At 68.7% G+C, this 12,040-nt stretch carries 11 protein-coding genes; 1 reads left to right on the forward strand and 10 read right to left on the reverse strand.

Features of this window, described 5'->3' with window-relative positions; translation table 11 throughout:
* Positions 1–9: 9 nt before the first annotated feature.
* From OG558_RS08660 to OG558_RS08705, 10 genes are all read right to left on the reverse strand, one after another.
* Positions 10–810 (reverse strand): DeoR/GlpR family DNA-binding transcription regulator, encoded by an 801-nt coding sequence (locus OG558_RS08660; RefSeq protein ID WP_328524382.1) that lies wholly within the window; start codon positions 808–810, stop codon positions 10–12.
* Positions 807–1,424, reverse strand: a complete 618-nt coding sequence (locus OG558_RS08665; RefSeq protein ID WP_405069736.1) for a histidine phosphatase family protein — start codon at positions 1,422–1,424, stop codon at positions 807–809. Before OG558_RS08665 ends, OG558_RS08660 begins: the two co-directional genes overlap by 4 nt.
* Positions 1,421–2,794, reverse strand: coding sequence for an FGGY-family carbohydrate kinase (locus OG558_RS08670; protein ID WP_405069737.1), 1,374 nt, complete (start codon positions 2,792–2,794; stop codon positions 1,421–1,423). Before OG558_RS08670 ends, OG558_RS08665 begins: the two co-directional genes overlap by 4 nt.
* Before the next feature lie 726 nt (positions 2,795–3,520).
* On the reverse strand, positions 3,521–3,754 hold the full coding sequence (locus OG558_RS08675; protein WP_328524385.1) for a hypothetical protein: 234 nt from the start codon (positions 3,752–3,754) through the stop codon (positions 3,521–3,523).
* A 289-nt stretch (positions 3,755–4,043) separates the two neighbouring features.
* Positions 4,044–4,661, reverse strand: a complete 618-nt coding sequence (locus OG558_RS08680) for an excalibur calcium-binding domain-containing protein (RefSeq protein ID WP_405069738.1) — start codon at positions 4,659–4,661, stop codon at positions 4,044–4,046.
* 45 nt (positions 4,662–4,706) lie between these two features.
* A complete protein-coding gene (locus OG558_RS08685) occupies positions 4,707–7,382 on the reverse strand; it encodes a hypothetical protein (protein ID WP_405069739.1) in 2,676 nt (891 codons plus the stop codon).
* A 9-nt stretch (positions 7,383–7,391) separates the two neighbouring features.
* Entirely contained in the window at positions 7,392–7,682 is a 291-nt protein-coding gene (locus OG558_RS08690) for a hypothetical protein (RefSeq protein ID WP_405069740.1), read from the reverse strand.
* A 243-nt stretch (positions 7,683–7,925) separates the two neighbouring features.
* A complete protein-coding gene (locus tag OG558_RS08695) occupies positions 7,926–8,753 on the reverse strand; it encodes a carbohydrate ABC transporter permease (RefSeq protein WP_405069741.1) in 828 nt (275 codons plus the stop codon).
* A complete protein-coding gene (locus OG558_RS08700; protein ID WP_405069742.1) occupies positions 8,750–9,682 on the reverse strand; it encodes a carbohydrate ABC transporter permease in 933 nt (310 codons plus the stop codon). Before OG558_RS08700 ends, OG558_RS08695 begins: the two co-directional genes overlap by 4 nt.
* Positions 9,679–10,962, reverse strand: coding sequence for an ABC transporter substrate-binding protein (locus OG558_RS08705; RefSeq protein ID WP_405069743.1), 1,284 nt, complete (start codon positions 10,960–10,962; stop codon positions 9,679–9,681). Before OG558_RS08705 ends, OG558_RS08700 begins: the two co-directional genes overlap by 4 nt.
* Positions 10,963–11,282: 320 nt before the next feature.
* Here OG558_RS08705 and OG558_RS08710 point away from each other — a divergent pair, with 320 nt between their 5' ends.
* A complete protein-coding gene (locus tag OG558_RS08710) occupies positions 11,283–11,984 on the forward strand; it encodes a hypothetical protein (RefSeq protein ID WP_405069744.1) in 702 nt (233 codons plus the stop codon).
* Positions 11,985–12,040: the final 56 nt, after the last annotated feature.

The raw sequence follows: 12,040 nt of genomic DNA on the forward strand, positions 1-12,040 counted from the left end.
CTCCCCCTCCTAGAGTTTCGCAACCTCCACGGTGGCGCCGTGGTCGCGCAGCGGGGTGATCAAGTCTTCCGGGGTCTTCTCGTCGACGACCACGATGTCGAAGTCGGTTAGTGGGGCGAGCCGGTGCAGGGCGGTGCGCTGCAGCTTGGCGTGGTCGACCAGCAGCACCTTGGTCCGCGCCGACCGCAGCATCGCCCGCTTCACCAGGACGATCTCCTCCTCCTGGTGGAACGCGTGCGTCGGCGACACCGCGGACACCGAGCAGAACAGCAGGTCGGTGTGCAGCGCCTCGACCGCCTCCGCGCACGGCATCCCGCCGAACGAGTCGTGCGTCGCGGAGTAGATCCCACCGAGGGCGACGAGGGTGATGTCCCGGAGCTGGGTCAGCTTGCTGATCGCCGGCAGGAAGTTCGTTGCCACGGTCAACGGAGTGATGTCCTCGAACAGGTCGACCAGGGCCAGCGCGCTGGTCGAGTCGTCGAGCATCACCGACATGCCGGGCTCGATCATCGCGCGGGCATGCCGGGCCAGCGCGGCCTTCTCGGCTGTCGCGGTGTTCAGCCGATAGGCCACGTTGCTCTCGAACACGCTGGTCGGCTGCGCGCTGACGCCACCGCGGTACTTGCGCACCACGCCCTGGCGCTCGAGCTCGTCGAGGTCGCGGTGCACCGTCATCACGCTCACCCCGAACGCTTCGACCAGATCGTTGGCCGAGACCGAGCCGTGCTTGACGACGTAGGCCGCGATCTCGGCCTGCCGGCGCGCGGGACGGCTCAGTTCGGTGGTGTCACCGTCGACATCCGATGTCATGCCAGGGTCTCCATTCGCACTGCGGGAAGGTTGTACGCCTCGAGACCCACTGTGCCGTCCTCCCACCGGAAACGCACCAACGCCGCGGGGCCGAGTGCAGGTAGCAGTCTGCGGTAGTCGTTCAGCCGCAACCCGAGCGCCCTGCACACGAGCAACCGCAGGAGGGTGTTGTGCGCGACGACGAGCACCTTCTGACCGTCATGCCGCCGTACGATCTCCTGGAAGACCTCGTGCACGCGATCGGCGGCCTCGGCGGGATGCTCACCGCCCGGGAAGTGGTCGCGCACCGGATCCAGCTGGAACGCCTTGGCCACGGCCGGCGGGAGTTCGCCGAGCACCTTGCCCTCCGCCGAGCCGAAGTCGACCTCGCGCAGCCGCGCATCCAGCGTCGGCTCGAGCCTCAGCGCCTCGGCCGCCGGTGCGATGCTCTGCCGGGCCCGCAGCATCGGTGAGCACCAGAGCGCGTCGGGCGCGTAGTCGGTGGCCCACTCCTTGAGTTGCTGCGCCTGTCGTACGCCGACCTCGTCGATCGGGAGGTCCGTCGAACCGGTGTACCGGTTGCCGTGATGCCATGCGGTCCGGCCATGACGGGCCAGGACGATCGTGGTCCTCATCCGCGGTACCCCCGGCGGTCCAGTTCGGCGACGAACTCGCCGTACAGGTCGTCGAGCGATTGTTTGCGCGGCTCGAGGATGTGGTCCACACGGACCATCCTGCGCGCGGTCGCGGTGACCTCGGTCCCGGCCGAGGCAGCGAGGACGGCCATGCCGTACGCCGGGTCCGGGACGGCCGGAAGCTCCACCGGTACGCCGAGGACGTCGGAGCGGAGCTGATTCCAGTAGCCGCTGCGGGTCGCTCCGCCGGTCAACGACACGGAGCGGACCGGGTCGGCGCCGAGCTTTTCGAGGTGCTCGAAGGCGAGGCGCTCGATGAAGGCGACTCCTTGCAGGACGGCGGCGTACGTGTGCAGGTCGTCCGGGGTCGCGCCGAGGGTGAAGGGCTCGGCCCGCGGCGCGACGAAGGGGAAGCGTTCGCCGGTCTTGGTGAGCGGATAGGTGACGGCGTCGATCGGGCCTAGTGCGCGAGCGGCCTGGTCCAGCGCGTCGAGGTCTGCGCCGGGCAGGAGCTCGGTGAGTACGCCGGCACCGGTGCTGGACGCTCCGCCGGGGAGCCAGCCGCCGTCGGGGTGACGGTGGCTGTAGACGGCACCGGTCGGGTCGTCGAGGAGGTCTTTGCTGACGCCCTTGAGGACGAGCGTCGTACCGAGGACCGAGTTCCACGCGCCGGGGGCGAGGGCGCCGGCGGCGATCTGGGCGGCGCAGCCGTCGGTCATGCCGGCGTAGACGGGGACGCCGGCCGAGGTGCGGCCGAGCTCGGTGCCGGGAAGGACGACGTCGGGGAAGGCGCTGATCGGCAGACCGAGCTTCTCGAAGGCGGCGGTCGGCCAGGTATCGGCGATCAGGTCGTAGCCGGTCTTGAGGGCGTGACTGGTGTCGGTGGCGACCGGGTGACCGACCAGGTGGGCCGCAACGAAGTCGGCGCTGTGGACGACGCGCTGGCTGGCGAGGTCGTAACCGTCTGCTACGAGCGCAAGGATCTTGGGGAGAGCCCAGGTGGGCTGCATGGCGGTCGACCAGCGCTCCGGATCGGCGTCCACGATGTGGTCACGACGGTCGGCCGCGCGGGCGTCGTCGTACATGAGCGCGGGGGTGACCGGGCGGCCGCTCGGGTCAGTGAGGAGGAACGTGCCGGAGGTGGAGCAGATGGAGATACCTTCGATTCGGCCCTGGGTCACCTCGGCCAGCACTCCGTCGACCGCGTCGAGCCAGGCCTGCGGGTCCTGCTCGTGCCGTGCGCCGTCGCGGTGGCTCGTCAGCGGGCGGGTCGCGCGCGCCAGGACAATGCCGTCGGCGTCGGCTACCACGGCACGCACGCTCTGCGTACCAAGGTCGACGCCGATCCAGCCGGGTCCTGCCACGATCACGCCTCCAGGTCGGGTGTTATCTGCATTGATAACATAACACCAGAAGACGATAAGAACGCGCCACCCCACGTCCGAACTCGGTCACCCCGCCACCCCGATCCACAACCCACCAACCCCGCCCCCGAGCCCCGCTCCTCTCCCACGCCGGAACCCGGCTCCACCCTCGCGCCGGAACCCGGCTCCACCCTCGCGCCCGGCCCACCCCAGAGCCCGCCGAAAGCCGGGGGCTCGGACAGCAACCGGGGCCCCACGACAGGTTATTTCCTGTTCACGCCCCCCGGAACCCACCCAAGCCCCCCACGCCCGACTTGGCCAGCGGCCCGGCAACTCCGCGGAGGCCGGCCCGACGGACGGCGACCCCGGGGACGCTGGCCCGACGGACGGCGACCCCGGGGACGCTGGCCCGACGGACGGCGACCCCGGGGACGCTGGCCCGACGGACGGCGACCCCGGGGCTCGGTGGCTCGCCGGACGGGGCTCGGCCGTTCGGTGGACGGCGGCCCGACGGACGGCGGTTCGGCGGACGGCGGTTCGGCGGGCGGCGACGCGGCGGCTCCGCGGACACGACGCCGCGGCTCGGCGGACACGACGCGGCGGCTCGGTGGACGCGACGCGGCTCCCGCGGCTGGGAAGCGTGTGGGAGCCGAGCACTCCCGGCGATTGCGCTTAGCCGGCAGGAGAGGTGATGAGAGCCGCACCCAGGACCGGGTCGCGGCTCGATGGGTGTCAGGAGTGCATCAGGACCAGGGCGGGGTCGGCGGTGGCGAGATCCAGGCGGCCGGCGTCGATGGCTCCATAGGCGCCGATCGGGCCGCTGGACCGACGGCCGTTGCGGTTGACCCAGAAGCCCCAACCGGCCGGCGCGTCCGGCCATTCGGGGTCGGGCTCCCAACCCGCAGGTGGGCGCCAGGTGTCACTCGGCGGCTCCGGCCAGTCGGGCGGTGGATTGAATCGGTACACGAGCGGTCCCTCCGGATTCCCCAGCGATCCGCTGATCGCGAACTGTCTGACAGATCAACGACCTGGCGCGCCGAACGTCACGGCTAAATCTTCGTAAAGTTTCGCCCGGTGCACGGTCACCCATCAGACCACCAGCACCGGTCGACGGCAACCACCCGCTCACCAGGCGGACTGCACGTGCATCGGCATCCGCAGTCGTTGCCTTGTCCACAGATTCCGTTGCCTTGTCCACAGCCCGAACGCGGGTTATCCACAGATTCAGCCGTGATTACAGAGTGTCGTCAAGGCATCACTCGCACGCCACGCCGTCATGGTCGCGATCCAGGTGTGAGTCGTAGCCCGGATCCCCTGCGTACAAAGGCGCTTTGCCGGTCGCCCGCACCGCCGAGCAGTTCGCGTAGTAAGCCGCTGCCGGGGGTGCCGTCGTCTTTCCCGGCTTGACGGCCTGAGGCAATTGCACCAGCGGCACAGGTTCCGTCACCGTGGTAGTTGCCTGCGGCGCCTTGATCGTCACGGTCCGGGCCGGCAGCGGCGGCGGCGTGATAGTTGCCGTAGGCCCGGGAACCGTCTGCCGCACCGTGACGGTGGTGGTCGGCCCGGGGACTGTCACGGCAGGGCCAGGGACCGACGTGGCGGCGGTCGACGCCTCGCTGCCGCCACCACCGATCGCCGCCAGGATGACGAGGAAGGCAGTCCCGCCGGCCACCCAGCCCGCGACCAGCTTCAGCGGCGGCTCAGCGCCGTACCGCCTACTCGGGCCGCGGGAGCGGAGGCCGCGCGCGTTCAGCCAGAAGGACCAGCCGAGAGGCGCCGGCGGCCAGGACGGGTCGGGCTGCCAGCCCGCTGATGGTTGCCAGTCGGGCGTCGGCGGCGCAGGCCAGCCCGGTGGTGAGTTGAATGTCGCCATGGTGAGTCCCCCTCGGGGATTACATCCAGTCACCGTGACGGAGTGTTACAAGTCGGCGAGCCGGGCGGCGACGCGGTGGTGATCGGTGAGGGACTGGGTCAGCGCGTACCCGAGGGCCCGATAGGCCTCGAAATCCCACTCGTCGTAGAACTGGTCGCCCGTGGTCCGGCGCGGGAAGTCCGAGTGCTCGACGGCGTACTGCTCGAGATCCCACTCGAGCTGGCCGGCCAGCACCGCCTTCACGAAGAAGATCTCGGTCTTGTACTGCTTCTCCTCGCCGTCCTGGAGCGGATGCGTCGCGATGCCGTACGCCCAGGCCCGGTCGGCGCGCGGCTTCGGCCCGCGGATCATCGGCGCCGGGTCGATGTCGATCTGGATGCCGTGGTCCATCCGCGCGGTCGCGATCGCCTCGGCCAGCGCGGTGAGCCGGTCCTCGGCGTCGTTCGAAGCGTCGATCACGATCACCTGGGCCGGCTTGCGACGGAGCGCCTCGACCAGCCCGAGATTGTCGTAGTGACCACCATCGGTCACGTAGATCCGCCGTTCGTACATCGACGGCGACCCGACAGCCTCGTGCAGCAGGCGGTACGGGCCGGGCTTGTCGATCACGCTGCCGATGTAGCGCCGGACCTTCGGCACGAAGCCGTGCTGCTCGGGGAAGGCGGGCTCCGCGCGGTTGTTCCAGTACGGGTTCGGCAGCCACACACCCAGGCGGGCATTCAGTACGGCGAGCAGCAGCCGGACCGGCCTGGTCCGGCCATTCACCCGGCCGGTGAGTGGGCTGAGCGCCGCACCGCTGATCGCCATCGTCGCCGGCACCGTCACCTCGCGTTTGAGTACGTCGGCCTCGCGCTCGTAATCGTCCGTCGTACGGTGCCCACCGTCGGGTAGCGACCGGTCCCCCACGATCCCGATCTGCTCGGCATCGAAGATGAACGGGACGCAGTCCCGCTCGGTCGGCACGAAGTCCGGGTCGTCGACGTTCGCGACCCCGGCGATGACGAGTTGCGGACCGCCGGTAACCGGCTTCGCCCACTCGGAGTACCGCAGCCGCAGGTGGTAGTCGAGTGCGACCGCGGCGCCGTTGTCCTTGCGCGTCACCAGGAACGCGCGCGACAGCCGCTCCCGGTACAAGGAGTGCAGCGACGTCCGGTTCGCGTCGGTGAGCAGCTTGATCGCCAGCGCGATCGCGGCCAGGATCAACGCGACGTTCCAGTCCTCCTGATAGGAACGGTCGGTCGCGTAGCCGCCGGTCCAGCGCAGCAACACGATGACCGCGGCAACGATGATGATCGCGCTGCCCACCCAGGGCGCCAGCTCGGTCCGCGCGAACGCGAGCAGCCGGGCCCGCACCCCGGGCGCCGACTTGCCCTCGACCGCGAGCCCGTTCAACACCGCTTTGCCGAGCCCGATCAGTACGACGACCAACGTGGTGAACGACGCGAGACCCTGCTTCGTGGGGTCGACCAACGCCAGCAAGGCGGACGGCAGACTCGGCTGATCGGACGAGTCACCGGGCAGTTCCCCCAAGAGATAAAGGCCTCCCGGTACGCCGAGGAGCAGCCCCGCGACGGGTAGGCCGTACCGGAGGGTGACGTTCCCGATCGTCGTCAGGACCGTGCGGACCGCGTCCGGCATCCGGGCCCAGCGATCCCAGACCTTCTCGATCACGAACATCGCGGCGCTGACCGCGAGCAGGCCGACTGACAGGCCGACGAAGAACCACGAGTCGTTCGGCCGCCAGTCGACCCGGATCTCGGAGTATCCAGGCAGGATCACCTGCCGGTCGGCCAGGAACCAGCCGAGCACCCAGGCGATCGCGCGGAGCATGATCCCGATCAGCAACAGGTTGACGACCAGACCGAACAGCACCGACAGCGCCGCGCGGAACATCGCCCGGCCGCCCGACAACAGGTAGCGGGTCTGCCGGCGAAGCCTCGCCAGCTCCGGCGAGCCGGGTGAGAACGGGTCGGTGCAGGTCCGCCGCAGGACGTGGAAGGCCGCCGCCATGTAGCCGCCGCCGCTGACGCCGATCACCGTCGAGGCCTTGTCGTACAGGCCTCGCTCGCGCAGGAGTTGCAGCGCGCCGAGACAGAGCGACGCAGAACGGATGCCGCCGCCCGAGCACGTGATCACGAGCCGGCCGGAGTCCTTGCCATCGTCCATCGGCCGCTTGAACGTCACCGGTGGGTCGAGCCGGACGCCGTACAACTTCCGCTGGCCCAGCCGGCTCGTGGCGAACAAGGAGACCGCGAGTACGAGCGCTCCGACCAGTGCGACCGCCCGCATCAGCCAGGTCAACCAGCCCGTCGACAGATCAGCGCACGCGCCGGTCGACGCGCCGAACTCGCTCCACAGCCGGATGTCTTCGACGACGTCGAGCCCGGCCGCGCCGAAGACCAGCCACGAGCCGATCGCCGCGATCCCCTGCCAGGATTCACGATTGAGCAAGGACTGACGGGTGAGGAACTTGACGTACTTGTAAGCCCGGAACGCCGCGTAGACGTAGGCCATGATGAACATCGCGTCGACCAGCAGCGACAGCCGGCCGGGCACCTCGCACGCGATGGCCGAGCCGGCCGCGTCGTGGACCGCGGCCCGCATCGGCCACTGGACCACCGCGAGGATGAGCGCGAGTTGGAGTGTCGTGGTGAAGGTCCGGCGCCGGCCGATCTGCTCGATCGTGGCGTTGCCTGTCGTGCCGTCCGATTCCCCGAGCATCGCCCTATGTTAGGCGGCCGCGGTTCTACCGCGGGCCGGAATCTCGCTGATCCGGCGGGGAAGAGTGCCCGCGGCGATCGCCTGGTCCAGGGCCGCGAGCTGGGTGCACGCGGCGGTGATGGCCTCGGCCTGCGTGCGGCAGCCGTCGGCGCACCAGTAGGGATCGTCGGGCTGGCGATCGTCCGCGTCATCGATGTCGGCGTACCAGCAGTCGCGCCCCTGACATCGGTAGTGCACGACCCGGACCTTGAGCTTCATGCGCAGTACGACGCCCGCCGGGGAGTCCCGGTTCCACGGCACTGAGCCACCGGCCTCCCGCAGGCAGACGCTCCGCGGGAGGCTCTCGGCGGGAGAATCTCACGGGTTGACCCAAGGCCGTTCAGTAGGGCGGTGTGGGTGTCCTCATGCCAGGGAGGGTGCAGGTCGACAGGACGTATACGCCCACTCCTCGTCGCCGGCCGCATGCCTACGCCGTGATCCCCGTTCTGTCGCCCGAGACATCCTGTCGAGCTGCACGAGGTGTGCTGTTGCCGGCCCTACCGGCTAACCCTTCAGGCCGGACGAGAAGCCGCGGATGACGTAGCGCTGGAGGACCAGGAACACCACCAGGATCGGCAGCGCCGCGAGCACCAGGCCGGCTGCGACGAGTCCGTAGTCGGAGGTGTACTCGTTGACAAAGGCAAACACTCTGACCGGGACCGTCTCCCGGCCGGAGCCGCCGAGATACAGCAGCGGGGTGAAGAAGTCGTTCCAGATGTGGACCGCGTTGAGGATCAGCACGGTCCCGGTGATCGGCCGCAGCAGGGGGAAGATCACGTAGCCGAAGGCCTGCAGATGCGAGGCGCCGTCGATCAGCGCCGCGTTGGTGTAGTCGGCCGGCAACGACCGGATGAATCCGGTGTAGAGGAACACCGTGAACGGCAGCTGGATCCCCGTGTAGAAGAGGATCATGCCCTGGTACGTCCCGAGCAGGCCCAGGTCGTTGACCACCTGATACAGCGGGATCATCCCGAGCTGGAACGGCAGGATGATGCCGACCAGGAACAGGATGTAGAGGCTGTAACTCAGCCGGGACGCCGTCCGGGCCAGGAAGTACGCCGCCAGCGACCCGAGCACGATCAGGATCAGGACACTCGACACGGTGATCAGCGTGCTGTTGAGCAGCGCGGATCCGAGTGCGGCTGACTGCCAGGCCTTCGAGAAGCTGCCGACCGACGGCGGATCGGGCAGTGACAGCGGCTTGTTCGCGATCTGTTCCGGATCCTTGAAGGCCAAGGTCACCAGCGCATAGACCGGGAACAGGAACGCGACCGCGGCCGCGATCATGACGACCTCGCGGACCAGGGTGCGGGGCCGGTAGCCGCTCCTCATGCCGTCGTCTCCCTCGAGCGCAGGTACCCGATCTGGATGAAGGACACCGCCGCGACGAAGATCGCCAGGACCAGCGCGACCGCGGTGCTGTAGCCGAACTTCCCGTACACGAAGGCCTGTTTGTACAGCACGGTCGACAAGGTGTCGGTGGCGTACCCCGGCCCGCCGTTTGTCATCGCGATGATCTGGGTGAACAACGTCAGGCCGCCGACCGTCGACAGCATCACGTTGATCGTCACCGCGGGCGCGAGCAGTGGCCAGGTGATGTGCCGGAATCGCGCGACCGTCCCGGCGCCGTCCACCATTGCAGACTCGTGCAGTTCCTGCGGAACGCCTTCCAGACCGGCCAGGAAGATCACCATCGAGTAGCCCGCGCACTGCCAGATCACTGTGAAGGCGACCGACCAGATCGCCAGTGACGGGTTCCCGAGCCAGTCCTGCCGCAACGAGCCGAGCCCGATCGCGTTCAGCGCGGCGTTGAGTCCCGCGTCCGGCGCGGGGTTGTAGACGTACTTCCAGAGGAACGACACCATCACCGGGCTGACCACGACCGGCGCGAAGAACACCACGCGCAGGACCATCCGGCTCTTGATGCCGGCGTGCACCCCGAGCGCGAGCAGCAGCCCGATCCCGTTCTGCACAACGACGATCGCGATGGTCAGGAACAACGTGTTGCGCAACGCCCCGAGCGCCTGGTCGTCGTGGAAGAGCTGCTCGAAGTTCTCCAGCCCGACGAACGAGCGCGACTCGCCCACACCTGACCAGTCGGTGAACGCCGAACCCGCGCCGACGATGCTCGGGTAGAGCATCACCAGCGCGTAGACGACCAGGGCGGGAGCGGCGAACAGCCAGGGCGGCGTGATACCGCCCCGGCGACGCCGCGATACCTTCACGGCGTCGCGGCGTACCGCCTCTGCAGTGATGGTCATGCGGACTTCCGGTAGGCCTCGTCCATCTTCTTGAGCGCGCCGTCGACCGTGGTCTTGCCTCCGAGCAGCTCCTGGACGACGGCGAAGTGGGTGGGCTGTACTTCGGCGTTCGGCCAACGCTGGTCCATGAACGGGACGGCCTTGTCGTCCTTCAGGTAGGGCAGGAACGGCGTCAGCACCGGGTCGACCTTCGCGTCGCCGTCGGAGTACAGCGGGACGCACGCGACCGCCTCGGCCCACGCGTTCACGGTCTCCGGCTGACCGCAGTACTCGATGAACTTCTTCGCCTGCTCGGCCTTCTTGCTCTTCGCGCTGACCGCGATGCCGACCACCACGCCGCCGGGGATCCAGTTGTCGGCGGCAACATCCGTCGCCGGGAACGGGAACATGCCGAGGTCGTCCGGTGACGGCGACGCCTCGCGGAACGCCTGCAGCACCGCGGACACCTGGACGGCCATCGCGGCCTTGCCGGTGCCGACCATCGAGGTGGCCTGCTCGTACGTCGTACCGTTCGGGTTGTCGTTGAAGAAGCCGCGCCGCTGCAGTTCCAGGTACTTCGTCATCGCGTCGGCCCAGCCGGAGTCCGCGAACGACGCGTTGCCGGCGATCATCTTGTCGTCGAAGTCGGGCGTCTTGGCGTAGACCGTGCCCGGGACCAGCGCGTAGTCGATCAGCTGGGTCACCCACGGCGTCTGCGCGCCGAGTGCGATCGGGACGATGCCCTTCTTCTTCAGCTTGTCGCAGACGGTGAGCAGCTCCGACCAGGTGGTCGGCGGCTCGACGCCGGCGGTGGCGAACGCCTTCTTGTTGTAGATCGCGCCGAGCACGCTGGTGCCGGGCGAGAAGATGTAGGTCTTGCCGTCCTGCCCGAACGCGCCCTTGAAGCCGGCCGGGACCTTCTGCGTCCAGGACTGGTCGCTGAGGTCGGCGAGCAGGTTCGCCTTGCTCAGCTGGACCATCGACATCGCGCTGCCGTTGCCTGGGTAGACCGCGTGCAGGTCGGGCGCGTTGCCGGCCGCGAGCTGGGCGCGGAGCGCGGTCTGCAATTGATCGGCGGGTGAGAACGAGAGGTTGAAGTCGAAGTCCGAGTGCACCTTCTTGTAGTCGTCGAGTGCCTTGCGCAGACCGGCTTCCTGGCTGCCGGCGCCGATCACCTTCAGCTGACCGCCGGACGACGCCGAGCCGCCGTTGCCGCCGCAGGCTGCCAGCGTGCCGACCGCTGCGGCGCCACCCATCAGCTGCAGGAGCCGCCTTCGGCTGACGGACTGATCGAGTGTCATGGTTCCTCCTGAGCATGGAACGCTGAGATACCGCCGGGCGATGTGAAGTAACCGCGAGATGGTGTTACTTTTGACACGCGGGACGCTACGGACGCCCCCGGAGGGTGTCAAGACCTCATTGAAAGGATTCAGTCTGGATCGGTGTGAAAAGCCGTCCGCCGCGGATTTTGCGCCGCGGCCCGCCTCGCCTGAGAAGATGTCACCGTGCTCACGACCGCCTCTCCCGACCCGGCCCGTACGGCGTACGCCGTACTGCCGACCGGCGGTCCTGCCCTGCCCTCCCCGCACACCGCGTCCGTGAGTCCAGGACCGGTGCCCGGGTGAAACGACTACTCCTGACCGGTCTGCTCCTCCTGGCCGTAGCCCTCGGCGCCACCGGCGGCTACTTCACCGGCGACTACCTCGACACCCCCCTCCCCACCGCCTCCGGCAACGCCGTCCCCATCGGCGACGTCTCCCCGAGCGAGCCGTCCCTGCCGGTCAAGACCCCCGTGCCGAGCAACTTGCCCGCGCTGACGGTGGACGACCTGGACTTCCGGAAACAGACGTTCACGGTTCACCAGGAGTCGTTGCCGCCGGTGCGGTTGTCGGTGCGGGTGCCGGCGGGCTGGGAGAAGTCGGTGAACAAGAAGGCGCCGGGTGAGGTGAAGTTCCTGGATTCCCTGCGCGAACGCGGGGTGCGGGTGGAGTCCGGCTTCCGGGTCGAGCTGACCCCTGCTCAGCAGCGGGACCGGCTGATCGCCCAACTGAAGTCGAGCCTGCCGTACGAGGACAACTTCCAGATCGTCTCGCAGACCGACGACACCGTCACCGGCGACGACGGCCAGTCGCGGCCGATCTCGACGCTGATCTACTCCTACATTCCGACCCAGACGGTCCGCTACGTCATGGTCCGCTGGGTCGCCACCGCCGGCGACGGCCTGGCCAACGTCGAGATGTCGATCACCGGCCTCCCCCAGGACGCCAAGGCCCTCGAACTGGTCGCCGACGAAGCAGCCCAGTCGGTAACCCCGGAGGACTGACTCGTCGGGGTGGGTGTTTCACGGAATTGTTATCTGAGGGATGCAACCTGGGGTCC

The organism is Kribbella sp. NBC_01510 (assembly GCF_045040325.1).
Taxonomy (GTDB): Bacteria; Actinomycetota; Actinomycetes; order Propionibacteriales; family Kribbellaceae; genus Kribbella.

Bases quoted from the DNA above. Each gene is read 5' to 3' on its own strand.
- OG558_RS08695 (WP_405069741.1), bottom strand. From the start codon at position 8,753: ATGAGGAGCGGCTACCGGCCCCGCACCCTGGTCCGCGAGGTCGTCATG.
- OG558_RS08685 (WP_405069739.1), bottom strand. From the start codon at position 7,382: ATGCTCGGGGAATCGGACGGCACGACAGGCAACGCCACGATCGAGCAG.
- OG558_RS08705 (WP_405069743.1), bottom strand. From the start codon at position 10,962: ATGACACTCGATCAGTCCGTCAGCCGAAGGCGGCTCCTGCAGCTGATG.
- OG558_RS08700 (WP_405069742.1), bottom strand. From the start codon at position 9,682: ATGACCATCACTGCAGAGGCGGTACGCCGCGACGCCGTGAAGGTATCG.
- OG558_RS08660 (WP_328524382.1), bottom strand. From the start codon at position 810: ATGACATCGGATGTCGACGGTGACACCACCGAACTGAGCCGTCCCGCG.
- OG558_RS08665 (WP_405069736.1), bottom strand. From the start codon at position 1,424: ATGAGGACCACGATCGTCCTGGCCCGTCATGGCCGGACCGCATGGCAT.
- OG558_RS08680 (WP_405069738.1), bottom strand. From the start codon at position 4,661: ATGGCGACATTCAACTCACCACCGGGCTGGCCTGCGCCGCCGACGCCC.